Here is a 26,816-nt window from a genome sequence, read left to right as displayed (position 1 = left end):
TGGAGCCACCAAGCGAGCGCGTCTTGCTGCGCGCTCACCTCGCCCTTGAGCTTGAAGTCCTGGCCGCACCCTGGACACTGCCACCTAAGGAAGCCGCCCGAGTCGGCGGCTACGGTGATCAAGAAGTGCTTGTTGGCATCCTCCGTCATGGGTTCCCTCTTGCCGTGTCCCTAACCATCAGTCGATTGGTCAACCGAAGCCGCCGGACCAGGTCTGTCTAGATCGCCGCCTTGTATAATCTCCCCCCACGAGAAATCTCACGGATCGGCTCTGCGCCGCAAGGCCGAAGTGCTGTCCAGCGCCATAGGGTAGATTCGTCTAGCACGGGCGGCTATCGCGGCCCTTCCAGGTGGGCCGGGGCGCGGCCGACGCACAGCCGGAGGCGTCGCGCGTGGGTGACACGGCGCGGACCGCCTCATCGGGAGGTTGCCGGACACATACCGGTCCGTTCACAACTACGGGCCCAAGGGGCCGTCGAGGCGGCTACGGACGGCCAGGCCGCTACGGTTCAGCACATGCTTCATAGTCGAGAATCTACTCGCTTCTGGGCGCGACGACTGGTCCACTCGCAGCTGACGGTGGCCGCGTCGAGTACGCCGCCGACGCGTTCGGGATCGAGCCGGTGCTGAGCGGGCGGACCACGACGAGGGACGAGGTGCGACGCTCGGGGGATGCGTCGCGCGCGGCCGTGCCCGGTCTGCCGTCGGTGGTTCCAGCCTGATCCTCGCGTTGGCGATCGGTAGCACGTGTCCTCGTCACCGTCGTGCCAAGGGGCCAGGCGGAAGCAGACGCACGGGTCGCGGCCGGAACGCAACCCGGATTCCTTCGTAGCGCGGCGGCTGAGCAGCGGACGTCGATGGTGTGGCCGCCGCCTGCGTCGCTGCAGGTGGCGCCGCCGCTCGATCGACTTCCCTGGGACATCGCGCAAGACGAGCTCCGGGCCCAAGGGGTGGATTTCCTTAGGGTATTCGGCCGAGTCCTGGTGGACGCCGCGCAAGACCAGACGCAGGCGCAAGTCATGGATACTTCGTGAGAAGCGCGCGAACCCCCGGGTGTCGCAGAAAGACCCGAGCCGGGACGTGCGAGGGTCGGCCTGCGCCCCGGAGCAGTGGCGCTACGTGCCTGATGGATCTGGAATTCCGACGTATTCCGGTGGACCCGGCCACCGATTCCAGACCGGGCCATCCCGAGCCAAGAGCCCGGCCAGGGGCCCCCCCGCCATCGCCATGCACTCCAGGCCGGGAGCGCGGAGGCCGGGTCAAGGGCACGCAGCGGCGAGCATAGCGAGCGACCCTTGTACGCGGACGAGCACTCCCGGACCATGACACGCGACGCGCCGGGTGGCCGGTCAGCGTCGGAATCAGTGGCCGCCGCCGTCCGGAATCAGCGGCCGGATGGCGTCGGAATACGCAGAGTTCCACCAGCTCGACCTTCGCGACGAACAGCTTCGCAGCCGCAGCCCGGCGTGGCAGCGGCAGTCGCTCGCGGAAGTCGGACAGCAGGCGCCGATCGGCGTGGTGATCCCGGCCTCGTCCGAGCGGCCCGTGGTGAGCGACGGCTACAAGCGGGTGCGGCTGCTTCGTCGTTTGGGGCAGGATACGGTGCGGGCAACGGCGTGGGCTCTGGGCGAGGCGGATGCGCTGTTGATCGAGCGGATGCTGCGCGCGGGCGACCCAGAGAACGCGCTCGATCTGCGCTGATTTCTGCACGAGCTGCGGAAGCGATTCGGTCTTAGGGAGGAGGAGCTGAACAAGCGATTCGGCCGGACGCCGAGCTGGGTGAACCGGCGTCTACCGCTGGTCGCGGCTCTGCCCGAGTCGGTGCAGGCGCATGGGCGCGCGGACACGCTCGAGGCGCACGCGGCCATGAACTGCCTGGTACCCTTGGCGCGCGCCAACTGCGCTGACGGCGAGCGGCTCGCGGACGCGGTGGCGCCGCTACAGCTGACGACGCGGCAGATGGCGATCGTGCACGCGGCGCGGCTCGGCGCGAATGCCGATGAAGAGGGCCACGGCACGCAGGCGATCACGCGAGCGCGCGGAATCTCGCGCGGCTCGGTGCTCGCGGCGGGCACCGCGAACGTGCCCGAGATCGCGCGCGCCGAAAAGACCGAGCCGTAGCGCGAGCAGTTCCTGGAGTTCGTTCCGCGGCCGCGGGAACAGTTTCGGCCGCGTGCACGAGGCGTTCGTCGCCGCCGGCGCGAAGCTCATGACGCGCGAGTGACGGCGCCCGAGCACCGACCGCCGCGCAGCGAGAAGGTCTTCGCGCGCGACACGCCGCCGCCCGAGCAGCACGAGCTTTCGCACGGCGGCGACGAGGCGTTCGCGTCGGTCGCGCTGCTCAAGCGGCGTGGCCGGTCGCTGCGCCCCCTGCGCAGGCTGGCGGTCATGATGCGTGACTACCCGTGCGAGCGGCTGCTCGCCGCGGTGCGGATCGCGACGCACCACGTGCTCGACGACAAGGATCGGCTCGAGAGCCTGGTGCGGCGCCGCGTCGCCGGCGACTTCTTACCGCTGCCGCACGACGCCGAACGAGCTCGGCTCGGCAGCGCCCGCGCCGAACTCGACGCCTATTCGTCGCCCAGAAGCGCGAGGATCTCGGTGACCGTCAAGGTAGTTGTCGCATCGGCCTCCACTCACGCTGTGAGCGCCTCCTTGTTTGAAAGTCCCCTGAGCTCGTCGGGTTTGCGCGGCCCCAGGCGGACAGCGCCAACCGGCGTCCAGTTGCGCGTCTCGCCCGACCAGCGCTCGGGGTGGCGCCGCCGGGCTCGCTCGTAGACGCGCGCGCGGGCCGCGAGCAGGGCAGCGTCACGCCCGCGATGGCGGTCGTCGGGGGTGACGAAGCGCAGCGCGCTGTGGCGATGGGTGCCGTTATACCAGGTCACGAAGGCGCCGACCCAGGCGCGCGCCTGCGCGAGCGAGTCGAAGGGGGCGGGATAGTCCGGCCGGTACTTCACGGTGCGGAACAGCGCCTCGGAGAAGGCGTTGTCGGCGCTGACGCCGGGACGGCTGAAGGAAGCGCGCACGCCGAGCTGGTCCAGCGTGGCGAGCAGGGTCGAGCCGCGCATGGGGCCACCGTTGTCGGAGCGGAACACCAGGCCCTTGGGGTCGAGCTGACTGGCGGCGCAGGTGGCACGGAAGAGCGCGGCCGCGTGCTCGCCCGACTCTTCTTCGTGCACCGCCCAGCCCATGATGCGCCGGCTGTAGATGTCGACGATGAGGTACAGGAAGTAGAAGCGGCCGCGGACGGTGGTCTTGAGGTAGCTGATGTCCCAGCTCCACAGCTGGTTGGGGCCGGTCGCGATGTGCTCCTCCACCTCGGTGCGCACCGGTGCCTTGGCACGGCCGCGGTGCGTCAGTTGCCCCTCATGGCGCAGGATGCGCAACACGGTCGACTCAGAGCCGATGTAGCGGCCCTCGTCGGCCAGGCGCGGCACGATCTGGCTGGGCGACAAGTCGCGGAACCGGGGCGCATTGACCGTGGCGAGGAGGACCTTGCGCTCGTGGTCGCTGAGCTGGTTGCGCGGCCTGCTCTTGGGCCCCAGCCGCCGGTCGTCACCGGTGTCTTGCTCGCGCCAGCGCTGCAGGGTGCGAGCGCTGAGCCCGAGCAGCGCGGCGGCCTGGGTCTCGGGCGCCCCTTGGGCGACGGCGTCGCTGACCATGCCGAGGATCACTTCTCGCTCCTGTCGTCGGTGCCGTCTTCCCCGTCCCCCCAGAGCGATTCGGCTTTTTTTGCGAGCACCAACAGCGCCGCCGTCTCGGCCAAGGCGCGGTCCTTGCGGCCCAGCTCCTTTTCCAGCTCGCGGATGCGACGCTGGTCGGCGGGCCTGGGCCCGCCGCCCTGCGCAGGGCGAGCGCCGAGCGCCTGGAGCATGGCGGCGCGCCAGACCTCCAGCTCGCTGTCGTGCACGCCCTGGCGTCGCAGGAAGGCGCCCCGCTCGTCGGGCGCGAGCTGCTCGGCAGCGAGCACCAGGCGCATCTTGTCTTCGGCTGTCTTCGGCTGGCCGCTGGGAACCGGTGGCTCCGGCGCCTTGGTCTTGGTGGTCATCGCGGCACGATGGGCCTCGCGCAGCCACTTCGACAGGGTCGGCTGCGTGACGCCGATCTGCTTGGCCAGCTGCGTGGCGGTCAGGGCGCCGGGCCCGACCATCCGCTGAACCATCTTCTCTCGAAAAGACTTCGAATACGGCGGTCTCAAGCGAGTTCTCCAACCTCGCCCTGGTCACGATCTCCCGAGCACCTCGGGCCGGACTGCCGGCCTGAGGAGGCGACATCTTCCCTGACGTATAGGGATCTTGTCGCGCGGCTCTCGCTTGACCCGCTGCCGGTTCAGGTCGTCCTCGTAACCCGCTGCGACAGGTGACACCTTGATCACGCCTTTGATCATGATGAGAGCGTTGATGGTTCGCTCGGCCTCATGGTCGTCCAAGCCGCGCCGGAAGTGCACAACCAGGCCTTTGATGCTCATTGCGACCCCACTCTCCGGGCCAAACCCTCCATGGTTACCCGAAGCCCCATGATGTCGCGCAGTGCATCGAGGGCCTTTGTGCGTCGCTTGTAGAGCGTAGAGAGAGGTAGCCCCGCGTCTTCTGCCACCTGGGCCATCGGGATCCCATCCAGATCGTGTGCCACGAGAACAAATCGCAGCTGCGGATCGAGCTCGTTCACCGCGTTGATGGTGCCCGATCTGATGCTGTCGTACTCCATCGTAGCAGCGGCATCCGGCGCTGGATCGGCCACATCGATCAAATCGACGAGCTCCTCCCTGCGGTGCTGCATACGCTGGTGATAGTGCGACGCAACGTGTACGGTGATCGCGTTCAACCAGCGTTCCGGTCTGCCACGCTTCGGATCGAACCTGGGCCAGCTCTCCCAGGCATTGAGCCAGACTTGGCCTGCAACGTCGGTACGATGGCACCATGGGACCCCCAGCCTCCCCAGCCAGCGCAGCACGGCACGAATCTGCACCGGGCAAAACAAGCGCGCGTGCGCGGCGGCTCGCTCGTCTTCATTCGACAGACGATCCATGGCGTTACCCTTCCCCGCGGGCAATCGCCCGTAAGCGGGTGATGCCGCGCATTCGCCTCATGCGGCACCGGTTCGCGGTCTTCCCCGTCCGCTACCAAAGGAAGACGTCAGCCGTAGCTGATCAGTTCCCGTAGCGGCGGCATGCTCGCCAGCAGGCTCCTGATGGCGTGTAGCTGCGAAGCGCGGCGGCGCTCATCCATGGCTCCCTACGCCCGGAAGTGTCGTGTTCAGCGGAGAGTGCTCTGCGTCCTCCCAGTCGGACGCGTTGGCGGAGCTCGTCCCCCCTTCGTCACGCTGTAACGGGAAGCTCGTCAGCGTGGCGGCGCGCTGGGCGAGCTCCGCCCCCGCGGCGGTGCGGACAGGGAGCGGCGACCGAAGCCGCGGCAGCGGAGGCGGCGGGAGCTTCGCCCGCGGGCTCCTGGCCGCTAGCTCGGGAGACGGCACCACGGGCGGAGGAACGTCGAGCGCGCGGGGCGGTATCGTCGGCGGAGTCGGTGGCGCCGAGCTCGGCGCCGACGACGCCGCGGGAAGCGCCGAGCTCTCACGCTTGGTGCTGGGCGCACCGATCTGCATCACCACCGTCGTCTCCGCGTCCGTTCGGTGGTCGTCGTGCAGCCGCCACAGGCGCTCCCAGTACCGCGCAGGCGTGCCGGTGAAGGACTCCAGCTGCCAGGCAAGGCTGGGCGTCATCGGCAGGTCGCTCCTCAGCAACCGCTCCACCTCCCTCGGTTCCAACCCCGTGCTCTCGCCCAGCTTTCTCCTCCACGAAGGCGTCGTCGCGCAGAACGACTCGAGGACCCTTCCTGGCCAGGGGACGGGGCGCGTGCGGGCCTCCGTCAGCTCTGCGAGCGCCGCGTCGACGTGACAGTCCAGAAGGCGCCGGTATCGGTCTCGCTCGCCCGCTGCCTGCTCCTTCGCATCGGTGAGGGCCGCCTCCTCGTCATCATGCGCGTGCTCGCGCGCCTCGCGAAGCCCGCGCTCGCGTCCCAGCGCTTCGCGCGCGGTGACCGCGAAGCCGATCGCGACGCATGCGATCATCGCGAGCCCGAGCGGCGAGACGAGCCACATCGCACCCAGCATGTCTTCCATGAACTTTCGCCTCCTGGACCTGAGCGTTGTTGTCCGGCGCAAGGCGGATCTCGGCGTTGCGCTGCGCGGAAGCAGCACCGCTATACCCGCCTGCCTAGGTGTTGATGGGTAGCCGACGATTCAGCGAAGCTGCCTTAACAGCTCTTCGCGCTCGGCGGCGAGCCGCCCTCGCGGGAACTGCCGCGCGTGGGCCTCGAGCAGCCGCCGAGCCTCGACGTCGGCCATGACGTCGTTGGCCTCGATGGCCCTCCGCGCCTGGTTGACCAGGCTCCTCTCGACCTCGCCGGCGGTCGGTCGAACGGCGCTCGCCGGCGGCGCGGCCCGGTGACTTCTTGTCTTCGCGTTCGAGGGAGCGGGCGTGCCGGTCGCCATCGCTTCGCCGCGCGCGCTTCCGTGTTCCGTCCGCGAAGAGATCTCGTGCGTGGTCGCCGCGGCGGGCGCCGCTGCGCCGGGCATCCCGTCTCCACCGGCAGGGCCCGCGGCGCTCTGGGCGCCATCTCGCGCGGGGGGCGCCACGGCGTCCCGCGCCGCGGGCGCGGTGGCAGCGGCGCGGACCGCCGCCGCCCTGATCCACGATTCCTGGTCGGTCAAGGGCGGCACGGCGGAGACGAGCGCGCCGGTCAGCAGAACGAGCGCGGCCTGAACGACGATCCTCAGGCCCAGCCGGCGCAGCGAGGCCACCCGCGACGCGCGACGGCCGAACCCCAGTGCAAGCGGCACGCAAATGCTCCCGTCCCTGCCCTGAGAGCGCTCCTGCGCCTGCCACCGTCCCCCCTGCACCTCGAGCTCCTTGTGCGCCCGCCGGTGTCGCGTCTTCACCGTGTCCAGCGGGAGCCCCTGCTCGGCGGCAATCTCGGCGAGCGGGACCTCCTCGAGGTCGTGCTTGATCACGAGATCCCGGTACTTGGGATCGAGTTGGTCGATCAGCTGCCGGGTGAGCTTTTCCCGCTGCCGTCTGCGGAGCAGCTCTTCCGGCGTGGGGAGCTCATCTCGGACCTCGCACTCATCGAACGACGTGAGCACCTCGCCGCGGCAGCGCGCGTCCCGGACGTGGTTGCGCGCCTGGTTGACGGCGATCGTGACGCGGTAGGGCCCCGGATCTCCGCCCGGCTCGATCCGTTGGTCGGCGTCGAGCCCCCGCAGCAGCGCTTCCTGGGCAATATCCTCGGCGTTTCGCGCCGGTACACCGTGGCGCCTGGCCAGGCGCCGGAAGAGCTCGAAGCCGGGGGAGATGGTCGCTGGCTTGGCCACGGTAAGCAGCACACGCGAGGCGGCCCCAAAGGTTCAGAGAAATGAGTCGAGGAGCAATTTCGGTCGGACAATGTGCCGCCATGTAGTTTCTTGGGCTACGCTTGGCCACGTCTGACGGATGGTTGAACGCATTCCCTCATCCGACCGCCAATTCCCACCGAAGCCGCCGAGACGTGGCGGTTTCTGCCGGTTGACGCCTAGCAGCCGGCGTCGGTACCGTCGCGGCATGCGTTGCATTGCGCATTCACTCTCGATTTTTCTTGCGCTCGGGGCCGCAACAGGCTTCCCGAACTCGGCCAGCGCGGACGATATCTATCCGAAGGCGGGACCGAGCGACCGATCGACGGTGAAGGAGCACGTTCGCCGTGGTCAGAAAGCGCGGAAGGCCGGGCTGTGGACCGAGGCAACCGCTGAATACAAGGCAGCTTTGGAGGCCGCGGACGCGGCGACCAGCACCGAGGTGGAGCGCGCGGAGCTCGCCGGCGAGCTCGGCCTTTGCGAGCTCGCGCTGCACAGGTACCGCGACGCGGCCGAGCACCTGGCCAGGAGCCTAGAACAGCGCGAAGCGTTGCCGGAAGCGCTCCAGCGGCGATTCGAGGCAGGGCAGCGCAACGCAGCGCCGCACGTCGCGCGGCTCGTGCTCGGCGTCGATCCGCCCGACGCCGAGGTGCTCGTCGACGGCAAGCGCATCGGCCGGACCGCGCGGACCTACACGCTGTTCTTCGAGCCAGGCCAACACATGGTGCGGGGCCGTGCACCGGGCTGTAAGGACGCTCTTCATTACTTGCGCGCAGTGGCGGGCGCGGAGCACGAGTTCACGATGCCGTTGCTGTGTGCGGCGGCGAGCGGCACCAAGGAGGCGAGCGGCGCCAAGGGGACCACGACCGCGACGCCGACTCCCGTGCGTGCTTTGCCCGCGCCGCGCGCGCAGGCCCCCAGCCCGTGGGCCTCGTGGCCGGGCACGCTGCGTGTCGTGGGGATCTCGCTCGCGACGGGCACCGTATCGGCAGGCGCCATCCTCATGATCAGCGCCAGCAAGCTCGATCAGGACATGAGCGCGCGGCGTGACCAGCTCACGAGCGACCCGAGATCGAGCTCGTCCATGTGCTGGCAAGCGCCGGAGCGCTCGCCGTGCGGCGAGCTGCGGCGCCTGCGCGACGCGCGCAACCTGTCCGACCGGGTGGGCATGGCCCTGGTCCTGACGGGCGGTGTGATCGGCGCGGCCACCGCCGCGTCGTTCTTCACGGACTTCTCCTTCCTGGGCCGCACGTCAGCTCAGGATCGGGTCCAGATATCGCCCGTCGTGACCGGGCACGAGACGGGCGTGAGCATCGAGGGGGTGTGGTGACCATGCCGAGTACCGAGGGGATGCGGCCACAGGCAGACCGAAGAGCGGTGGCCGCCGCCATTGCTGTCGTGGTCTGTGCGTGGGGAGCGAGCAGCACGCTGCTAGCTTGCACTTCGTACCGCGACGATTGCTGGGAGGTGATGGAGTGCGCCCCTGCGCCTGAGCCGACTTTCTGTGACGGCGACCCAGTGACCGCAATGGCGCTCGACGAGTGCGGGGTGTTCGTCAGCGAGCAGGGCGACGACAACAGCCCCGGAACGAAGGACGCTCCGGTGAAGACCCTGCAACACGCGATTGGGCTCGCCGCGCATGGGCGAAGCCACGACGAGGAGCCGACCCGGCGCGTGTACGCGTGCGGCGGGAAGTTCATGGAGACGATCTCGCTGCCCTCGGGCGTCGACCTCTGGGGCGGGCGTCGGTGTGACGGCGGGGATTGGTCGTACGAGGGCTCATTCGAAGGGCCGGATCACCCGACGATCATCGCTCCGCCGGGGGGGATCCCGCTGCGGATCCTCGGCGAGGAGGGTGCGGCGCTCGCGGGAAACGACGCGACGTCGGTGATCGCCGGCGTGCGCGTCGTGGCGGCGGACGCCTCGGCGCGCGATGGCAAGTCGTCGATCGGGATGATTCTGAGCACGGGGGCCAGGGCGAGCGTGCGGGAGAGCGTCATTCTCGCGGGCGACGGCAAAGATGGAGAGCCGGGCAAGGACGCGCCGAGCTATCGAGCGACGGATGGCGTGGAGGGGAACGATGGCGCGTCTGCCTGCACGGCCGACGCCGCCGTGGGCGCCCTTCCGGTGGCCAACATGTGCGACGACGGCATCGAGTCGACGGGCGGATACGGCGGCGACGGCGGGCTTAACGGCGGTGGCGATGGCACGCGAGGACAGCCCGAGCCCGCGGAAAATCCCGAGGGCAAAGGCCTTGGAGGAACCGGGGCCAACAGCATGAGGTGCGAAGACGGGAGAGACGGCGCGGAGGGCGCCGACCGTGGTCGCGGCGGCGGCGCGACGGGTGAAGGGTACCTCAACATCGATGGATGGATTGGCGTCCGGGGTGAAGACGGAAAGAAGGGCGGCGCCGGCCAAGGAGGGGGTGGCGGAGGTGGCAGCAAGTCGCGCGGGCCCATGTATGCGTGTCCGACAAGCCGCCCTCAACGTGGTGCGGCCGGCGGCTCGGGGGGAAGCGGGGGCTGCGGCGGCGATGGCGGCAGGGGTGGCGGCTATGGCGGCGCGAGCATCGGGATCGTCGCACTGGAGGACACCAAGCTGGAACTCGCGGCGACGCTGGTTGTCGCGGGCAACGGCGGTAGGGGCGGGGTGGGCGGAACGGGCCAACTAGGCGGTATGGGTCAACCGGGAGGCCAAGGGGGCTTGGGTTATGGTACTACTGGCATGTGGAAAGCGTGTGACGGCGGCTACGGAGGGACCGGCGGCCGCGGCGGTGATGCCGGTGGTGGGCTCGGAGGCGCTTCCGTCGGCATCGCGTACGTGGTCCCCAATCTGGCCCTCCTGCCCGGCACGACCATCGAGGTCGGGAACGCCGGAGAAGGTGGTCCCGCAGGAAACGCCAGCCTAGACGACGAGGTGGGCAAAGGCCGGTTCGGCCCGTTGGGTCCAATCTATCGTTTCGGCGCGGCAAACGAGCTGCCCCGTTGAGTCGCTCACGGTGGCGCTGTCGTCGAGGAGTGCCGATGGTGTCAAGTTCCACGATCTTCCAGCTCCTTGTCCTCCCGCTCGTCGCTGCCGGTTGCGGCACCGCGCCAGCGGTGAACACGCCCAGCGAGCCGGTCCCAGAGCCGGTATGCATGGAGCAGCTTGCCGCGGGTCAGGTGATCGATGGCTGCGGTGTGTTCGTCAATGGGCCATTTTTCGGCGGTGACGACGCGAACCCGGGCACGAAGGACAGGCCCGTTCGCTCGGTGCAGCGCGGGATCGAGCTCGCACGCACCGGGCGCGGTCGCGTATTCGTAACCAACGACGGCTTTGACGAGTCCGTTACGCTGCCCTCCGGCGTGGATATCTATGGAGGCTTCCAAACCCTCGGATGGGCACGCCTGCCGGACGATACGACCAAGATCGTTCCCCGCGACGGCAGGCGCATCGTGATGATCGTCGAGCCAGCGGGCGCGGGCGACACCGGGACCGCGGATGGAGTCTCGACGATCGACCACATGACCCTCCTCAGCGGAACCCATGTCGGGGTGCTCGTTCGGTCAGGCGCGGTGGTGGAGTTCGTCCGGAGCGAGCTTCGCGCTTCCTCTGGGTGGCGGGGCAGCGATGGGGAAGAGTGGGAGTACCCGAACCGAGCAGCGACTGGCCCCGACGGCCTATACGGTGGGGACGCGTGCTCTGACGCCACCGTCGCCGGGGGTGTGGCGGTGACGAGCCCTTGTGAGGACGGAGCTCCAAGCATTGGCGGCAAAGGCGGCGACGGGCTCCCGAACGGCGCCGAGGACGGCGGCGCTGGCGCGCCGGTCCCGACGCCGAACCCCACGAACTCAGGACGCGGTGGCCACGCGGGCAGCGACGAGTTCGGCTGCCAAACCGGAGCCGCTGGGAGTTCTGGGGCCCTGGGAATGGCGGGTGCGGCCGGCGAGGGCATCGGGCACATCAGTGAGACAGGATGGGAGGGCGACAAGGGAGGTGACGGCAGCAGGGGCATGCCGGGCCAAGGGGGAGGTGGCGGCGGCGGCCGTCGAGGCGGCCTCTCCGCCTGCGGCGTTGCCACAAAGGGTGGGGCGGGCGGCGGCTCCGGAGGCGCGGGAGGCTGCGGCGGCCGAGGGGGGCGAGGGGGCGGGAACGGCTACCCCTCGATCGGCATCATTGCGCTCCATGCGAAGGTCACCGTGCGAGACAGCGCGATCGTGACCCAAGATGCCGGATCAGGCGGCGACGGAGGGCCACCCGAGCGAGGCGGCAAAGGCGGTCGAGGTGCGCCGGGCGGCGCCCTGGACGACGGCGCATGGTCCTGCCAAGGGGGCAACGGCGGCCTAGGGGGCGACGGAGGTTACGGCGGCCCCGGGCGTGGCGGCGACTCGATCGGCATCGCCTACCTCGACCAGGACCAGCTTACGCTGGAGGGCGTGACCTACGAGCTGGGACCGCCGGGAACGGGCGGCGTGAGCTGGGATTGGTCTGGCGAAGAGATCCGGGGGGAGGACGGCACCCGGGTCGAAACGCTGCGTTTCCCTGAATAGGATCACGACACTTCAGGCGAACCCTGTAATGACAGGGCGCCGACGGTGGCACGCTCGGAGCTCCACGAGGGCGCCCGCGGGCCTGCTGGTGGCGACGTGGACAGCCGCGCGGCGCCCCAGGAGCACGCCGCCGAGACCTCGCTCGCGGAGCTCGCCGGCGAGGGTCACGAGCTCAGCGGCCTCCGCCTCGACCCCGCGGCCGGTCCGCAGGCCGTGGCGCCACGCACCCCCAAGCACACCTCTCCGGTTCCGCGACTGTCCGCGCATTGGGGACGGACAACCTGGCGCTCGGGGCGCGATCCAGGGTCGAGCAATGTCCTAGCGCTTTGGTGGGGACGCTTGCTTCTGGAAAACGTGCGGGCGAGCGTGCGCGAGCGAGAAAAATCGCGGGGTGGAGGCAATGAGCATGGGCGAAAGATCCAGACCGAGGCGACGGAGAACGATCCTTGCGGTCGCTGTGGCCGCCCTGGCGCTCGGCGCGGCAGGGGCCGGGTGCTTGTGGAAGTTCGGGGACGACACGTTCGGGAGCTTCTGCGCGGCGGCGGTGGGTGGCGAGGAGCACTGCGTGGGCGAGAATCAGGGGCCGGGCGCCGCGTGGGCCCAGGCCGAGACGGACGGCGCTCTGCCCATCGAGCTGTGGGCCACCTGGCCGAACAACAAGACGCCGGAGGAGATCGTCGCAAGCGATTACTCGCTCGGCGTCTGGTTCGGCCACATCGACGAGGCGATCGCGTACGTGCGCGACGACGCGAGGAACGCCGAGTCCCTGCGGGCGACGCTCGCGGGCAAGCTCGCGCGGCTGCTCGACGAGGCGAGGGACCGCCAGAGGGTGCTGCTCGCGGAGGCGCCGGTCGACGCCCCGGGCAACTTCAAGAAAGCAATGATCGACAAGGCCAGCGCCGAGCGGGAGCCGCTCGCCGCCGCGCTCGCGGCCGACAGGCAGGCCATGGCGGCCGTGCAGGCGGTCTTCGACCAGGCCCGGAGCGACGTCGCGCCGCTGCGATCGAAATACGCGGGCGTCGCGGCGCGCTTCGCCGCGTACCGCGCGACCGAGGCGGCGGAGACGGCGGCGTACGCGGAGCTCTCGGCGCAGGCGTCGCGGTCGGACATCGACGGCCTCGACGGCGTGGAGCAGGCGGTGCTCGCGACGGCGCGCGAGGCGAGCCGCTCGCCCGGCGAGCTCACCGCGGAGATCCTGAGGTGGTCGGCGACGCTCCAGGTCTTCGCGGCCTCGTTCGACGAGGCAATGGCGCCGCACAGGGAGCTGCTCGCGACGCACGGCGCGGTGCTGCCGGACATGACGTCGGGCGCGCTGCGCTCGCTGAATGCGATGCTGGGTTATGTGAAGGGTCGCGTCGCCCGGAGCGACGCGACCGCGGCGGCGCTGCTCGGCGGCATCGCGCTGCGCCGGCAGGCGCTCCGCGTGCTGCAGATGGACGAGGGGGCACGCGAGGCCGTCGCAGGGGCGCGGACCCGCAAGGCGTCGGACGCCTTCGAGCAGCGTGCGCGCGCGCAGGTCGCAGCGCTGTCGGCGGCGGCGCCGGTGAGCGAGAAGCTCGGGCTGCCGCTCTTGGCCGAGCGGTGCGGGGAGCTCCTGGCGCTGGCGCAGCTGCGACCGCTCTGCGAGGCGGCGGGGTCGTCCTGGCGCGAGGCCGGGTGCGCGGAGCTTCGAGGAAGGTTCGACGCCGCGGAGGCCGAGCTCAGGACGGGGGTGCCGCAGAAGATCGCGGCGGGCCTCGCGGCGCTGCGGGAGAAGGGCATGGCCGCGGCGGAGCTCGACGCGGCTCAGGCGAGGCTCGACGCGGGGGACGTGAAGGGCGCCGCGATCGCGTATGACGCCGCCGTGCGCGGCGCGGAGGGGACATGAGAGGCTCCAAGGACGTTGCGCTGCGCGGCCGGAGCGCCGCGGTGTTCCAGAGGCTCGTCGCGCTGGTCACGGCGCTGGCGGTGCTGGCGCCGTCGTTCGCGTGGGCCGGTACGCCGTACAGCCTCGACTGGGTCACCACCTCGTTCAACACGAGGTGCTTGACGCCCGAGCTCGACGACCCCGGAGCGCCTTACTTCCACGTGAACCAGACGCCGCTCCCCACCTACGAGGTCCCGGGCGAGTTCGTGTTCAACGCCGACGGCTCGGAGAGCAACCGGATGGAGGCGGCGTTCGATTCGGTGCTGCTCGTGATGGGCATGAACGACTTCCATTTCCACGTCACCAGGAAGGGCGGCGACAACACGTGCGTCGACGCGCGCGAGGTGGTGCACCTCGTCTCGGAACCGCTCGGGCTGAACAAGCCGCTCTTCGACGTCCGGCACCGCGGGGTGGCGTTCTCCGGCGCCACGACCCTCGACCTGAGCCTCGCGGAGATCAACCCGGCGCTGGCGCGCGACATCGAGATCCTGCTGGCCGAGATCGCCAAGGAGCGCGCGGCGCTCGTGGCGAACGCACGGGCGGTGGGCCTGCTGGCGGAGAAGATGGACCTGCTACAGCAGCTGGACACCGAGCTGAAGGACCTGGTCAGCCGGCCGCTGGACGAGATCTCGCGGACCGACCTCGAGGCGATCCTGGATCGGTACAAGGACGCGGTCGCGCCGGAGACGCGAGCGGCGATGGAGCAGCTCGTCGACGACCTGAAGAAGAGCGTCAGCGATCTCGAGGACGAGGTCGCGCGGCTGATGGACGATTTCGGCGCGCAGGCGGACGAGGTGGCCGACCTGGCGACGGAAGACGCGCGCGCCGAGGGGTGGGATCCGGACGACCCGCAAACGTACGCGCTCGGGGAGAGCGAGGTGCCGTGGGTCGAGGTGCCGAACGTCGCGGGGGTCGACGGGGCGTTCGAGGAGGGGCGGGATCCCTACGCGGCGTACGCGGACGCGGTGCTCGCTGCGCTGGAGGCGGATGTCAGCGGCCGGGTGGTGGTCCTCCGGGCGGACTTCGTGGCGAACGTGCGGGCGTGGAGGGCGAACAGCGCGGCGCTGGAGATCGCGCTGCGCGACCGGATGGGGGTGTCGCTCGCGGAGACCAACGCGTTCCTGAAGGCGCAGAACCGGATCACCGGGTTCGTGCGGCAGTTCATGGATGCGTCGGACTGGTTCGAGGACTCGCCGATCCTGCCGGATCTGCGGGTGCAGGTGGACACGGTGCTGAAGCCGCGGTTCGACGCGCTCGCGGACCAGATGAAGGACAACCTCAACCTGTGGACAGGGGACGGGTTCGATCTGGAGCAGACGCAGCTCTACCAGACGATCAGCGCGTTCGCGGGGGCGATGTCGACGGTCGCCGAGGGGTTCAAGGCGTACGCGGAGGTGATGCAGACGCTGGTGCACGCGACGACGCGCATCGGGGTCGGCTTCGTGCCGGTGGTGGGGCCGGCGCTCGACCTGTGCGAGGCCGTGACGGGCAAGGCGTGGTGCCTGCCGTCGGGGCAGGAGCTGAGCGACGAGGAGCGGATCTTCTCGGGGATGGGGTTCGGGCTCGGCGCGGTCGGGCCGATGTGGCGCGCGGTCAAGATCAGCAGCGGGCTGCGGCCGGCGGCGATCCGGGTGGCCGGGGAGATCGCCGAGATCGAGGAGGTGTTCGCCAAGATCGTGAAAACGAACCGCGTCCGGGGGTACAAGAACCTCCCCGGGGCAATCACGACCAAGGCGGTGAACATCTTCGAGAAGAAAGCGGCCAAGTTCCTGGTGGACGACGGAAGAGCGCTCATCGGGGTCGGGGACGACGGCGTGCGCAGGGTGCTCGACATTCCGAAGGAGTCACCCCCTCATACCATCGAGGGGAAGGCGCCGGACTTCGTCTCATTACGCGGAGGGAACGAGCTGATTCTCAGCGAGGCAAAAGGCGGGCACGAGGTGAGCGTCAAGGACGTGATCGAGCAGTTGACGAACGCGATGGAAACGCTGAAGACGAAGTGGGGGCTCGATGGCGACGTTGCCCGCTTGGAGGTCATCATGGAGCAGGGGGCGAAATTCAATAACCGGAACATCGGCGTGCGGGACGGCTACATGGTCAACCTGCGCACGGGCAAGCCCGTCACCGTGGACAACAAGGTCATCATGGTGATCCGGCTATGAGCGAAGCAGGCCCTATGTTCTACGCGTGGTGCGACGAGGCGAACCGGGTCGACGCGCTCGCGGCAGCGCTGTCGGCGCTGGTGATCCCGGGAGACCTCATCCGCGTGGCGATGGACAACGACATCTGGCAAAAAACGCACTCCATCGACGAGGCGGTCGCGACGGTCCGCGCCCACTTCTCCGGATGGATCAACGCGGACCTATCTTTCGGTGTCACGCTGCGCCACCCCGAGCGCGCCGTCTGCTTCGGCATCGCGTGCTACACGGAAGAATGCGAACGTGACTCTCCCTTCGGCCCCCTCGTCTTGCGGGTGTGCGACAAGTCGGATTTTCTCAGTCCTGAACTCGATCTCGTCTTGGGCAAGGGCGCACGCTCGATCGAGACCGAGGCTGCGGTGGCGTGGCTCGTGATTGAGGACGACCTCGAGGACCTCCTGCTCCGCTTCTACGCGCCAGACGCCAGCGGACGGATCCCGACCGGCGCGTGCACGAACGCTTGGGACTGGGTCGCGCCGGTCGACATGTGCGCCACGTACAACGCGAACGCCGCGGAACTCGCGCGCGATCTCGCCCTGTCATGGGTGCAACTCCACGACAAGGGCAAGATCAAGCGCGCCGCAGGCATGTCGCTCGATGCGCTCCGCGCACGGGTGGAAGCCGCGCCGGCCGGTGCGCGCGTCGCCATGAAAGGTGACAGCGAGCACGCGCGTTCGCTCTCCCGCGAGACCGTCCTCAAGGCGCTGGCAGCACCGCCTTCCGCGTTGCTCGACGCGCTCGAAGCATCGGCGGTGCCCGACGATGCGTGGCGCGCCGCCGCGCCGCGCGCGAGAGAGATTTTGGACCTGACAGAGCAGATCGAGGAGATCAAAGGCCTCCCCACCTCGCGGGTGGACACGACCACGCGCAGGCACGTCCGCTTCCTCGAAGAGCACGCCCCATTCCGCGTGCGCCGCCTTTCGAGCGGCGGCGTGGTGCTCGCGACCCACCCGTACCGCTCGCTCTGGCCTCTCTGGTCCGACGCCCTCTTCGTGCTCGGCCTGATGTCCTGACGCAGGTCGTGCACGCTCTCCCATCTCCGGACTTCGCACCCACGTCGTACGAGCCAGACGGCAGACCCCTCCCTGAGCGCGCGGAGCGTGCGAATAGGGAGGGGCGGACCGCGCGCAGGCGCGGAGCGCCGAGCACGGGCCGGGGGTGGGCATCCGCTCTCTCGGAGCCGTTCTCCGGTGACGGCGGCCCCCGCCACGCTGGCCACATCGACGAGTCCGTTCAGCATCGCGGTGGGGCTCGACGGCAGCGTCTACATCGCCGATGGGGGCAATCACAGCGTCCGTCGTGTGGCGCCCGACGGCATCATTGCCACGGTAGCCGGCACGGGGGCGTGGGGCTTCGGAGGCGAAGGTGGACCGGTCGAACCCGCTCGCCCGGTGCGCCTGGGTCGCGTTCTGCGCGGTGTGCCTACCTTGGGCCCCCTCGGTGTCACCTCCGCGCGCGTCGCTGAGGGGGCGCGCAGAACTACCAAATCGAGCCCTTCATTTTCCCCGTTTTTCGGCCCCTCAGCGACGCTTCCAAAAACACCTAACCCCGCGACATCGCTTGATGTTCTTTCCGGGCGCGTAGCCCGGTAGTTCGCGGCGAACTACCGGGAGCGCAGAATGAATAGGCGTTTGCGGGACTGCGCCTGAGCAGCAGCGGCGGCGAGGTCCCGGCGCAGTCCCGCAAACGTCGGGTTGGACCGGGCCGGTTCGCGGCCGGGCGAGGCGGTCGCGAGGCCTATGGAGATCCTGCCCGAGAAGGCAGCAGAGGGCGGGCGTGGCGGGGCTCGCACGCGTGGTGCATCCCGCCGCCACGACGTTGGGCGCAGACGTGCCGAGGCAGAGCGCGGCGCCGACGGAGGCCCAGAAGCACGCACGCCGCCGACGTGGACGGCGCAGAAGGCGGATCGATCCCTGACCGCCGCGCAACGGAGGTGGTGTTGTTGCTCCTGCCCAGGCCAGCAATGCTCATGACGTGTCCGGAGGGGCAGCGGAAGAGGCGACGACGCACGACGGCAGCGGGCGGCGAGCCATCGCAGCCTGACCGCAGCGAGGACAGATGGACAGGTCGATCCCCGTGAGCTCGGCGAGCAGCGTGCACCAGTCGACCTTGACGACGTGGCGCGCAGAGGGCTCGTGCTCGTGAGAGCTGGCTTCCCGGTGCTCATCTCCCCCGACAGCGCACTGCCCTGCGTCTCGCGCCGCCAGGATCCTCGTGCGTGCCACCTCGAGCGTGGTGGTGGCGTGACACGCAGCCATCAAGCCGAAGTGTCGGATCTTCACGAAGCGATGAGGCAGCACGTGCAGCAGGAAGCGACGCAGAAACTCCTCTGCGGAGAGCGTCACGGTCTTGTCTCCGCGGGTCCGGAAGCACACGCCGCGCTCATCCATCCACCGCAGCCGGTGATTGGACAGCCCGACACGGTGGGTATAGCGACCGAGGTAAGCAAAGACCTGCTCGGGCCCAGCGAAGGGCGGCTTGGCGTACACCACCCAGGGTTTGCGGTAGAGCGCGCCGAGCAGCGCAGCGAAGGCAGCGGGGTTGGCCAGCGCGGCGGCCTCGCCGGTCAGGTCGAGCTCTCCTTGATCATAGGCCTGCCGGAGCGCGGCGAGCAACTTGCCACGGAAGAGCTTGCCGAGGACCTGCACAGGGAAGAGGTAGCCGCGCCGCCCCTCGATCCAGCGCGAGCCGTCGAGCGAGAGCCCACCGCCCGTGACGATGCAGTGCAGGTGCGGATGGAAGCTGAGATTGCGGCTCCAGGTGTGCAGCACGGCGGTGACACCGATGTCGGCGCCGAGCCGCCTGGGATCGCGGCCGAGCGTGAGCAGGGTCTGCGAGCCGCACTGGAAGAGCAGATCGAAGACCGTCTGCGGGTTGACGAGCGCCAGCGGGCGCAGCTCAGCCGGGAGCGTGAAGACGACGTGGAAGTAGTGCGTCGGCAGGATGCGCTGCTGCCGCTCGGCGATCCACCTGGCCTGGCTGAGGCTCTGGCACTTGGGACAGTGGCGGTTGCGGCAGGAGTTGTACGAGGGCTGCTCGTGGCCGCAGCTCGTGCACACGTCGACATGGCCGCCCAGCACCGCGGTCCTGCACGCGGCGATGTCGCGTAGGACCTTGCGCTGGGCGGCGGAGACGGCGTGGGCGCGCAGGTAGGCCTCGCCGTGGGCGCGGACGATATCCGCGACCTCGAGACGAGGCCTACCCGTCGCCGCGGGCCGCGGCGCCAGGCGATGCGGGTGCACGCGACCTCAGCCGAGCTTCTTCTTGGCCTCCTGGGTGCCGAGCACCTCGACCGGGCTGCGGGTGCGACCGACGTGAGCCTGGCTGACGCGGACGTAGCGGACGGTGGTGCGGATGGAGCGATGGCCGAGCAGGGCCTGGATGACGCGGATGTCGGTGCCGAGCTCGAGCAGGTGGGTGGCGAAGCTGTGCCGCAGCACGTGCGGGGTGACGCGCTTGTGCAGCTTGCAGCGCCTCGCCGCCTCGCGCAGCGCGTTGCGCACCGCCTCGTGCGAGATGACCGAGCCCTGCTTGCGACCCGGGAACAGCTCCGGTCCAGCGGGTCTCTCCGCCCGCCAGTAGATGCGCAGCGCGGTCAGCACGGGGGCGCTGAGCATCACGTACCGATCACGCCCGAGCTTGCCATTGCGGACGTGGATGAGGTTGCGCTTGCTGTCGACGTCCTCGACCCGCAGCGAGCAGACCTCATCGATCCGCAGACCGGCGCCGTACGCCGTCAGGACGATCGTGCGCTGCTTGACCGAGCCGATCGCGTTGAGCAGCGCCTCGACCTCGGTGCCGCTGAGGACCGGCGGCAGCTTCTGGGGTACCTTCGGCCAGGGGATCGCGACGGCGACCTCCGGACGCCCGAGCGTGGTGGCGTAGAGGAACTTGATCGCCGCCACGTACTGGTGCTGGGTCGCCTCCGCGATCTTTCGCTGCTCGGCGAGGTAGAGCAAAAACGCGCGCACCTCGTCGAGACCCATCTGCTGCGGCGGCTTGCGGTGGTAGGCTACGAAGGCCCGTGCGCAGCGGAGGTAATTGTCGCACGTCGACGGCTTGTATCGCCGCAGCTTCAGGTCTTCGGCCATTCGATCGCGGAGCTGTCCCATCGCTGCCCTCCTGGTGGACGCGGCGCCCGGGCAGGGGCGTCGCGAACGGCAGGGTGGGCAGGGAATGAGGCGGCGGGCGGCCAGTCCTGCGCGGCGCCGGGCTCTTTTTTCGCAATAAATACTGGCAAAATCCGCGCTGCGGCAGCAATGCCTGCCGTGACAACCGCAGCGAAGACAAGGATCCGAGCCGCGGCAGGAAACCGCGGCTCGGTATCCGCAATGCTTAACGGAGCAGGGCCCGCAGCAGCTTCTTGAGCCTCACGCCGAGCTCCTGCACCTCGTCCGCATCGCGCTCGCGGTCGCAGCAGTCATCGCGGTCGACCTCAGCAGGCACAGGAGCTGCCGCGAAGCGGCTTGGTCCAACGGGCCGCCTGCAGCCACCGGGGCGCCCGCTGCGGGCTGGCTGGCGTGGTCAACGACCGCGCCCGGCGCTCGGTGGTGCAGCGCGCGGACAAGGGATGCGCCGTTGCTCGGCGACGGCGAGCCCGCCTCCAGTCCCGCGGACGTGGGAGCACCTCCACCTAAAGGGCCGCCCTTGCCGTTCAGCTCGGGGATCGCCTCGTCCAGAGGCGCGAAGTCCCCCAAGCCGAGCTCAGCGACCTTGCGCGCCGCGCGCTTGTAGTGGTGGATCTGGCGGCTCGACTTATGCCCGGTCCGATCAGAGATCCACGTCTCCGTGCGGCAGTTCGCGAGCTTGATTGTAATGAAAGTCGCACGGGTGTCATGCAAGCGTATATTCAGCCGCGACTGCGTGGTCTCGAACAGCTCGGGCCGATCGATGCCAGCACGGCGCAGGTGATTTCGAAAGTTATGCGCCCCACTGCGCCACGGCAGAGGCCCGCTCGGCCCAATGAAGACACGCTCCTTCGGAGGACATATAGCGAAATAGGTCCGAAGCGCGCGCACGACGTCGGGGGAGAGTGCCCACGCGCGTGGGTCATCCGTCTTGTTCTCGTCGAGCACCACGGCGCCGCGCTCGAGATCGAGGTCGGACGGCTCCAGCCTTCCGGCCTCGTCTGCCCGCATTCCCTCGCGAATCAGGAAGCCATAATAGATCCGATAGGACAGCGGAATATTCACCGCCGCCATGAGGCGCCTATCCTCGTCGGGATAGAGGGAGCCTTTGGCCTTGTTGTCCTCCGCCTTGGGGATCCATCCACGCGGCAGCGGATTGCTGGCGATGATGCGCGCCGGATAGGTCGCGAGCGCGAGTATCCGATGAATGACCTTTGCGACTCCTTGACGCGAGGAGTCCTCAAGATGTCCTGGCAGCATGGAGATCGCTCGGTCCGCATGATCGAGCGTCAAACGAGGGAGAGGAACGGGGCCGAGCACCGCTAGAACATGATTCAGCTTATGCCGGTATTGTTCCGGATGGCGAAGCGCTTTCACATGCAGTGGGTATTGCTCGGCGAGCCTTCCAGACACAACCAACTCGGCGAACTCAGCGAAGGTTGTTTCCCCGGACGCGCGAGCACGCGCTTCGCCCCTGCAGAGCTGCTCGATGGCAAGCCGGACGTCGCGGAGCGCGCTGCCCTCGCGCGCCGCAGCCCGCTCCAGCAGCGGCAAGCCGAGAACGATCTGGCCGGCTGCGAGCAGGCGCCCGGCGAGGTCGGCCAGCACCTCCAAGCGCGCGTTGGCTTCCTGCTCGGTCCGGCATGTCGGCAAGCTGAACGTGGATCGACCGGCCTCGCCGAGGCTGAGGCGCGCGGTCCACGTCTTCCCGCGCAGCCGGACGGACCCGGAGCCGTTGGCGCGCTTGTCTCCTGCTGGGCTGCCAGGGGCGCGGGCGGCCAGCTTCGGGTGCTCCGTCGTGCTCGCCGAACCCGGCGAGTCTGCGGCGACCGCCGCTGCTTCCTCCACCGGAGTGGCACGTCCGGCGGAGCGGCTCGAACGCAGACGCCGATCAGTCGATGCCGGTGCAGGGAGGGATGAGGCGGGGGACGACGCCGAGCGCTTGGCGCGCACCCGTCGCTGGGGTACGTCGGTCATGGGTCGGTCTCCGGTGAACGCGGGGGTCGATCAAGGGCCCGTCCGGCGTTCCAGCGCCGAGCGGGCCCGCTCTACTTCGGCGGCAGCCTAGCACGGCTTGTTGCTGCGGGAGGAGCGCTCGCCCGGTCGGTGCGCGGGCATGGGACAGATTCGAGACCGGCGGAGGCCAGCACGGCGGCAACCCGCGTGCGCTCATCCGCCTCTGTCGTGCGACGCGAGGCCGGCTCACTGGCCAGCGCCCGCAGGTAGGCCACGAACGCCTCGCGCTGGACCAAGCGCAACTTGCCGAGTTTCGTGATCAGCAGGGGAAAGCCCGGCGCGCGGATCGTGTCGAGGAAGACGCGCGCGGGGATGCCGGTTACCGACTCGACGTTCTTCTGTGAGAGCATCTCCGGCGGCGGCGCCGTAATCGTCAGCCCATCCAGGGGGATCGCGAGCGTTGCGGTTGCCGTCGCCGTCCCTGTCTGGTCGATCACCTTCGGGCTGGACCATCCGCCGGGGGAAAGCTCCGGGCTCTCTTTGTAGCTGGCGCGCACGCCGCTGCCGGCCTGACGAAAAGCAAGCGGTGCCGATACACGGGCGAGAGCCGCTCGTGTCATGCTGTACCTCCATCTGTGTTGGGTTCGTGCGCAACCGTGACCGACGCCGCCAGAAGGTGCCCGAAAAGGTATCTCGGAGCCGACGGTATCTCACTGCGAGATACCCTCTGTGCGCGTTTAAGAAAACACCGCGTCGTGTCGCGAGGTTAGATGTTCTGGAAGGCGCCGAAGAGGGGCCGGAAGATGGGGGGAGCGAAGGGCGTCATTTGGTATCTCGGAGCGACCGGCCGGCACCGTCTGGGGAGGTCGCGCCGCGGCGTGCGCTGAGACCGGCTGCGATCGTGGGCGCGGCCGTGCCGTGGCGGTAAGGGCCATCGGCGGCATCGCGTCGTCGCCATCGCCGATCGGCACACGCTGCCAACGGAACTGCGTCAATTCCGTGCGGTGTCCGTCGTGGGGCGCTCCTCGTCGGCGACGAACTCGGGCGGCCTCCAAGCGCCCGGCGCGCTCGGCGAGCACCTCCAGCCGCGGGTTGGTTTCGTCCTCGGTCCAGTACGCCGGCAGACTGGCGGTCCAGGTGTTCCCGCGCAGCCGGACGGAGCCCACGCCGTTGGCGCGCATCGCTGTCGTTGGTTTGCGGGCACCGCGAGCGTCCGGCTTCCAGCATTCCGCCAAGCTCGCCGGCTCGGCGAGGCCGCGTCGGGTGCAGCAGTCTCCCAGCACAACGACGGGCCCCCGCCGCAGCGGCTCGAGCGCACCCGCCGGTTCGGCGGACGACGGCGCGGGGAGGGACGCAGCAGGGAGCGAAGGCGAGCGCTTGGCACGCGCCCGCCTTCGCTGGGCGAGATGAATCATGGGTCGTCTCCGGGTTCCTGGGGGTCCGACGACGGGCTCGCGCGGCATTTTCAACGCCGGACGAGCCCACCACGCGTCCGCCGCAGCCTGCCATCGCCTGCGCCGTGTGGAGGCGCCACCGCTCGGCCGGTGCGTGCGCACGGGATGGGCTCCAGGCCAGCAGCCGCCAGCACGGCGGCAACGCGCGTTTGCTCATCCCCGTCTGCGTCACGGCGCGACGCTGGGTCACCAGCCAGCGCCTGGAGGTAGGCGACGAATGCTTCGCGCTGGACGAGGCGCAGCTTGCCGAGCCTCGTGACCGGCAGCGGGAAGCCCGGCCCGCGGATCGTGTCGAGGAAGACGCGTGCCGGGATCCCGGTGACCGACTCGACGTTCTTCTGCGAGAGCATCTCCGGGTGCGGCGCTGTGAGCGTGAGCCCGTCCAGCGGGATCGCGAGCGTCGCCGTCGCTGTGATGGGATGGGCAAGCCCCCTCGGGGGGCACGATCCTCGGGCAGGCACGTCCGGGAATGTCCTCTCGACCACGCATGTGCCGTGTTCCACCTGACGAAGCGCAAGGGGTGCCGATACACGGGCGAGAGCCGCTCGTGTCATGATGTACCTCCATCCGTGTTGGGTTCGTTCGCAACCGTGACCGACGCCGCCGGAAGGGGCACGAAACGGTAGTTGGACCAAGCCGCTTCGCGGCAGCTCCTGTGCCTGCTGAGGTCGACCGCGATGACTGCTGCGACCGCGAGCGCGATGCGGACGAGGTGCAGGAGCTCGGCGTGAGGCTCAAGAAGCTGCTGCGGGCCCTGCTCCGTTAAGCATTGCGGATACCGAGCCGCGGTTTCCTGCCGCGGCTCGGATCCTTGTCTTCGCTGCGGTTGTCACGGCAGGCATTGCTGCCGCAGCGCGGATTTTGCCAGTATTTATTGCGAAAAAAGAGCCCGGCGCCGCGCAGGACTGGCCGCCCGCCGCCTCATTCCCTGCCCACCCTGCCGTTCGCGACGCCCCTGCCCGGGCGCCGCGTCCACCAGGAGGGCAGCGATGGGACAGCTCCGCGATCGAATGGCCGAAGACCTGAAGCTGCGGCGATACAAGCCGTCGACGTGCGACAATTACCTCCGCTGCGCACGGGCCTTCGTAGCCTACCACCGCAAGCCGCCGCAGCAGATGGGTCTCGACGAGGTGCGCGCGTTTTTGCTCTACCTCGCCGAGCAGCGAAAGATCGCGGAGGCGACCCAGCACCAGTACGTGGCGGCGATCAAGTTCCTCTACGCCACCACGCTCGGGCGTCCGGAGGTCGCCGTCGCGATCCCCTGGCCGAAGGTACCCCAGAAGCTGCCGCCGGTCCTCAGCGGCACCGAGGTCGAGGCGCTGCTCAACGCGATCGGCTCGGTCAAGCAGCGCACGATCGTCCTGACGGCGTACGGCGCCGGTCTGCGGATCGATGAGGTCTGCTCGCTGCGGGTCGAGGACGTCGACAGCAAGCGCAACCTCATCCACGTCCGCAATGGCAAGCTCGGGCGTGATCGGTACGTGATGCTCAGCGCCCCCGTGCTGACCGCGCTGCGCATCTACTGGCGGGCGGAGAGACCCGCTGGACCGGAGCTGTTCCCGGGTCGCAAGCAGGGCTCGGTCATCTCGCACGAGGCGGTGCGCAACGCGCTGCGCGAGGCGGCGAGGCGCTGCAAGCTGCACAAGCGCGTCACCCCGCACGTGCTGCGGCACAGCTTCGCCACCCACCTGCTCGAGCTCGGCACCGACATCCGCGTCATCCAGGCCCTGCTCGGCCATCGCTCCATCCGCACCACCGTCCGCTACGTCCGCGTCAGCCAGGCTCACGTCGGTCGCACCCGCAGCCCGGTCGAGGTGCTCGGCACCCAGGAGGCCAAGAAGAAGCTCGGCTGAGGTCGCGTGCACCCGCATCGCCTGGCGCCGCGGCCCGCGGCGACGGGTAGGCCTCGTCTCGAGGTCGCGGATATCGTCCGCGCCCACGGCGAGGCCTACCTGCGCGCCCACGCCGTCTCCGCCGCCCAGCGCAAGGTCCTACGCGACATCGCCGCGTGCAGGACCGCGGTGCTGGGCGGCCATGTCGACGTGTGCACGAGCTGCGGCCACGAGCAGCCCTCGTACAACTCCTGCCGCAACCGCCACTGTCCCAAGTGCCAGAGCCTCAGCCAGGCCAGGTGGATCGCCGAGCGGCAGCAGCGCATCCTGCCGACGCACTACTTCCACGTCGTCTTCACGCTCCCGGCTGAGCTGCGCCCGCTGGCGCTCGTCAACCCGCAGACGGTCTTCGATCTGCTCTTCCAGTGCGGCTCGCAGACCCTGCTCACGCTCGGCCGCGATCCCAGGCGGCTCGGCGCCGACATCGGTGTCACCGCCGTGCTGCACACCTGGAGCCGCAATCTCAGCTTCCATCCGCACCTGCACTGCATCGTCACGGGCGGTGGGCTCTCGCTCGACGGCTCGCGCTGGATCGAGGGGCGGCGCGGCTACCTCTTCCCTGTGCAGGTCCTCGGCAAGCTCTTCCGTGGCAAGTTGCTCGCCGCGCTCCGGCAGGCCTATGATCAAGGAGAGCTCGACCTGACCGGCGAGGCCGCCGCGCTGGCCAACCCCGCTGCCTTCGCTGCGCTGCTCGGCGCGCTCTACCGCAAACCCTGGGTGGTGTACGCCAAGCCGCCCTTCGCTGGGCCCGAGCAGGTCTTTGCTTACCTCGGTCGCTATACCCACCGTGTCGGGCTGTCCAATCACCGGCTGCGGTGGATGGATGAGCGCGGCGTGTGCTTCCGGACCCGCGGAGACAAGACCGTGACGCTCTCCGCAGAGGAGTTTCTGCGTCGCTTCCTGCTGCACGTGCTGCCTCATCGCTTCGTGAAGATCCGACACTTCGGCTTGATGGCTGCGTGTCACGCCACCACCACGCTCGAGGTGGCACGCACGAGGATCCTGGCGGCGCGAGACGCAGGGCAGTGCGCTGTCGGGGGAGATGAGCACCGGGAAGCCAGCTCTCACGAGCACGAGCCCTCTGCGCGCCACGTCGTCAAGGTCGACTGGTGCACGCTGCTCGCCGAGCTCACGGGGATCGACCTGTCCATCTGTCCTCGCTGCGGTCAGGCTGCGATGGCTCGCCGCCCGCTGCCGTCGTGCGTCGTCGCCTCTTCCGCTGCCCCTCCGGACACGTCATGAGCATTGCTGGCCTGGGCAGGAGCAACAACACCACCTCCGTTGCGCGGCGGTCAGGGATCGATCCGCCTTCTGCGCCGTCCACGTCGGCGGCGTGCGTGCTTCTGGGCCTCCGTCGGCGCCGCGCTCT

At 69.4% G+C, this 26,816-nt stretch carries 22 protein-coding genes; 9 read left to right on the top strand and 13 right to left on the bottom strand.

Annotated features, from left to right (window positions below; genetic code table 11):
• Positions 1 to 1,394: 1,394 nt before the first annotated feature.
• Complete coding sequence (locus tag WMF19_RS08485; protein WP_437898625.1) at positions 1,395 to 1,700, top strand: hypothetical protein; 306 nt, start codon at positions 1,395 to 1,397, stop codon at positions 1,698 to 1,700.
• 237 nt (positions 1,701 to 1,937) lie between these two features.
• On the opposite strand, the gene WMF19_RS08480 is transcribed toward WMF19_RS08485, so the two are convergent.
• The 7 genes from WMF19_RS08480 to WMF19_RS08450 all read right to left on the bottom strand — a co-directional run bounded on the left by WMF19_RS08480 (position 1,938) and on the right by WMF19_RS08450 (position 7,367).
• A complete protein-coding gene (locus WMF19_RS08480) occupies positions 1,938 to 2,444 on the bottom strand; it encodes a hypothetical protein (RefSeq protein WP_437898624.1) in 507 nt (168 codons plus the stop codon).
• 191 nt (positions 2,445 to 2,635) lie between these two features.
• Positions 2,636 to 3,673, bottom strand: coding sequence for an IS3 family transposase (locus WMF19_RS08475; RefSeq protein WP_437894351.1), 1,038 nt, complete (start codon positions 3,671 to 3,673; stop codon positions 2,636 to 2,638).
• Positions 3,670 to 4,161: a hypothetical protein gene (locus WMF19_RS08470; protein ID WP_437894350.1), complete on the bottom strand. Its 492-nt coding sequence runs from the start codon at positions 4,159 to 4,161 to the stop codon at positions 3,670 to 3,672. The genes WMF19_RS08475 and WMF19_RS08470 overlap by 4 nt, the downstream gene beginning before the upstream one ends.
• Before the next feature lie 60 nt (positions 4,162 to 4,221).
• Positions 4,222 to 4,467, bottom strand: a complete 246-nt coding sequence (locus WMF19_RS08465; protein ID WP_437898623.1) for a hypothetical protein — start codon at positions 4,465 to 4,467, stop codon at positions 4,222 to 4,224.
• Positions 4,464 to 5,027 (bottom strand): sigma-70 family RNA polymerase sigma factor, encoded by a 564-nt coding sequence (locus tag WMF19_RS08460; protein WP_437898622.1) that lies wholly within the window; start codon positions 5,025 to 5,027, stop codon positions 4,464 to 4,466. The genes WMF19_RS08465 and WMF19_RS08460 overlap by 4 nt, the downstream gene beginning before the upstream one ends.
• 192 nt (positions 5,028 to 5,219) lie before the next feature.
• A complete protein-coding gene (locus tag WMF19_RS08455) occupies positions 5,220 to 6,116 on the bottom strand; it encodes a helix-turn-helix transcriptional regulator (RefSeq protein ID WP_437898621.1) in 897 nt (298 codons plus the stop codon).
• A gap of 120 nt (positions 6,117 to 6,236) precedes the next feature.
• Entirely contained in the window at positions 6,237 to 7,367 is a 1,131-nt protein-coding gene (locus WMF19_RS08450) for an RNA polymerase sigma factor (protein ID WP_437898620.1), read from the bottom strand.
• Between the two features lie 346 nt (positions 7,368 to 7,713).
• On the opposite strand from WMF19_RS08450, the gene WMF19_RS08445 reads away from it, so the two are divergent.
• The gene (locus tag WMF19_RS08445; protein ID WP_437898619.1) at positions 7,714 to 8,715 is read left to right on the top strand and encodes a hypothetical protein; all 1,002 of its coding nucleotides are present in this window, start codon (positions 7,714 to 7,716) and stop codon (positions 8,713 to 8,715) included.
• 197 nt (positions 8,716 to 8,912) lie between these two features.
• Positions 8,913 to 10,373 (top strand): hypothetical protein, encoded by a 1,461-nt coding sequence (locus WMF19_RS08440; RefSeq protein ID WP_437898618.1) that lies wholly within the window; start codon positions 8,913 to 8,915, stop codon positions 10,371 to 10,373.
• A 41-nt stretch (positions 10,374 to 10,414) separates the two neighbouring features.
• On the opposite strand, the gene WMF19_RS08435 is transcribed toward WMF19_RS08440, so the two are convergent.
• Positions 10,415 to 10,912, bottom strand: a complete 498-nt coding sequence (locus tag WMF19_RS08435; protein WP_437898617.1) for a hypothetical protein — start codon at positions 10,910 to 10,912, stop codon at positions 10,415 to 10,417.
• Between the two features lie 669 nt (positions 10,913 to 11,581).
• Here WMF19_RS08435 and WMF19_RS08430 point away from each other — a divergent pair.
• From WMF19_RS08430 to WMF19_RS08415, 4 genes are all read left to right on the top strand, one after another.
• On the top strand, positions 11,582 to 11,914 hold the full coding sequence (locus WMF19_RS08430; RefSeq protein WP_437898616.1) for a hypothetical protein: 333 nt from the start codon (positions 11,582 to 11,584) through the stop codon (positions 11,912 to 11,914).
• 457 nt (positions 11,915 to 12,371) lie between these two features.
• The gene (locus tag WMF19_RS08425) at positions 12,372 to 13,781 is read left to right on the top strand and encodes a hypothetical protein (protein ID WP_437898614.1); all 1,410 of its coding nucleotides are present in this window, start codon (positions 12,372 to 12,374) and stop codon (positions 13,779 to 13,781) included.
• Positions 13,778 to 15,982 (top strand): hypothetical protein, encoded by a 2,205-nt coding sequence (locus WMF19_RS08420; protein WP_437898613.1) that lies wholly within the window; start codon positions 13,778 to 13,780, stop codon positions 15,980 to 15,982. Before WMF19_RS08425 ends, WMF19_RS08420 begins: the two co-directional genes overlap by 4 nt.
• Positions 15,979 to 17,031, top strand: coding sequence for a hypothetical protein (locus WMF19_RS08415; RefSeq protein WP_437898612.1), 1,053 nt, complete (start codon positions 15,979 to 15,981; stop codon positions 17,029 to 17,031). Before WMF19_RS08420 ends, WMF19_RS08415 begins: the two co-directional genes overlap by 4 nt.
• Positions 17,032 to 17,985: 954 nt before the next feature.
• Here WMF19_RS08415 and WMF19_RS08410 read toward each other — a convergent pair.
• From WMF19_RS08410 to WMF19_RS08390, 5 genes are all read right to left on the bottom strand, one after another.
• Entirely contained in the window at positions 17,986 to 19,260 is a 1,275-nt protein-coding gene (locus WMF19_RS08410) for an IS91 family transposase (protein ID WP_437893383.1), read from the bottom strand.
• A gap of 6 nt (positions 19,261 to 19,266) precedes the next feature.
• Complete coding sequence (locus tag WMF19_RS08405) at positions 19,267 to 20,130, bottom strand: tyrosine-type recombinase/integrase (protein ID WP_437893382.1); 864 nt, start codon at positions 20,128 to 20,130, stop codon at positions 19,267 to 19,269.
• Positions 20,131 to 20,388: 258 nt separating this feature from the next.
• Positions 20,389 to 21,993 (bottom strand): tyrosine-type recombinase/integrase, encoded by a 1,605-nt coding sequence (locus WMF19_RS08400; protein WP_437898611.1) that lies wholly within the window; start codon positions 21,991 to 21,993, stop codon positions 20,389 to 20,391.
• Positions 21,994 to 22,193: 200 nt separating this feature from the next.
• Positions 22,194 to 22,721: a hypothetical protein gene (locus tag WMF19_RS08395; protein ID WP_437898610.1), complete on the bottom strand. Its 528-nt coding sequence runs from the start codon at positions 22,719 to 22,721 to the stop codon at positions 22,194 to 22,196.
• Between the two features lie 845 nt (positions 22,722 to 23,566).
• Positions 23,567 to 24,016, bottom strand: a complete 450-nt coding sequence (locus WMF19_RS08390) for a hypothetical protein (RefSeq protein ID WP_437898609.1) — start codon at positions 24,014 to 24,016, stop codon at positions 23,567 to 23,569.
• 528 nt (positions 24,017 to 24,544) lie between these two features.
• Here WMF19_RS08390 and WMF19_RS08385 point away from each other — a divergent pair.
• Together WMF19_RS08385 and WMF19_RS08380 are read left to right on the top strand one after the other, a co-directional pair.
• Positions 24,545 to 25,408: a tyrosine-type recombinase/integrase gene (locus WMF19_RS08385; RefSeq protein ID WP_437893382.1), complete on the top strand. Its 864-nt coding sequence runs from the start codon at positions 24,545 to 24,547 to the stop codon at positions 25,406 to 25,408.
• 6 nt (positions 25,409 to 25,414) lie between these two features.
• Positions 25,415 to 26,689, top strand: coding sequence for an IS91 family transposase (locus WMF19_RS08380; RefSeq protein WP_437893383.1), 1,275 nt, complete (start codon positions 25,415 to 25,417; stop codon positions 26,687 to 26,689).
• The last annotated feature ends 127 nt before the right edge of the window (positions 26,690 to 26,816 follow it).

It is taken from the genome of Sorangium sp. So ce124 (assembly GCF_051525235.1).
Lineage (GTDB): Bacteria > Myxococcota_A > Polyangia > Polyangiales > Polyangiaceae > Sorangium > Sorangium atrum.
The sequence above is the reverse complement of the archived record's forward strand: the minus strand, read 5'-3'. Positions and strand labels throughout refer to the sequence as shown.

What these genes read in the sequence shown, in the direction of transcription:
- WMF19_RS08440 (WP_437898618.1), top strand. Translation starts at nt 8,913, where the DNA reads ATGGCGCTCGACGAGTGCGGGGTGTTCGTCAGCGAGCAGGGCGACGAC.
- WMF19_RS08435 (WP_437898617.1), bottom strand. Translation starts at nt 10,912, where the DNA reads ATGGGTTCCGCTGAGGAGGGTCATGTGGTCGATCGTCGAGACTCCATC.
- WMF19_RS08460 (WP_437898622.1), bottom strand. Translation starts at nt 5,027, where the DNA reads ATGGATCGTCTGTCGAATGAAGACGAGCGAGCCGCCGCGCACGCGCGC.
- WMF19_RS08485 (WP_437898625.1), top strand. Translation starts at nt 1,395, where the DNA reads ATGGCGTCGGAATACGCAGAGTTCCACCAGCTCGACCTTCGCGACGAA.
- WMF19_RS08465 (WP_437898623.1), bottom strand. Translation starts at nt 4,467, where the DNA reads ATGAGCATCAAAGGCCTGGTTGTGCACTTCCGGCGCGGCTTGGACGAC.
- WMF19_RS08395 (WP_437898610.1), bottom strand. Translation starts at nt 22,721, where the DNA reads ATGACACGAGCGGCTCTCGCCCGTGTATCGGCACCGCTTGCTTTTCGT.
- WMF19_RS08415 (WP_437898612.1), top strand. Translation starts at nt 15,979, where the DNA reads ATGAGCGAAGCAGGCCCTATGTTCTACGCGTGGTGCGACGAGGCGAAC.
- WMF19_RS08420 (WP_437898613.1), top strand. Translation starts at nt 13,778, where the DNA reads ATGAGAGGCTCCAAGGACGTTGCGCTGCGCGGCCGGAGCGCCGCGGTG.
- WMF19_RS08405 (WP_437893382.1), bottom strand. Translation starts at nt 20,130, where the DNA reads ATGGGACAGCTCCGCGATCGAATGGCCGAAGACCTGAAGCTGCGGCGA.
- WMF19_RS08470 (WP_437894350.1), bottom strand. Translation starts at nt 4,161, where the DNA reads ATGGTTCAGCGGATGGTCGGGCCCGGCGCCCTGACCGCCACGCAGCTG.
- WMF19_RS08455 (WP_437898621.1), bottom strand. Translation starts at nt 6,116, where the DNA reads ATGGAAGACATGCTGGGTGCGATGTGGCTCGTCTCGCCGCTCGGGCTC.
- WMF19_RS08385 (WP_437893382.1), top strand. Translation starts at nt 24,545, where the DNA reads ATGGGACAGCTCCGCGATCGAATGGCCGAAGACCTGAAGCTGCGGCGA.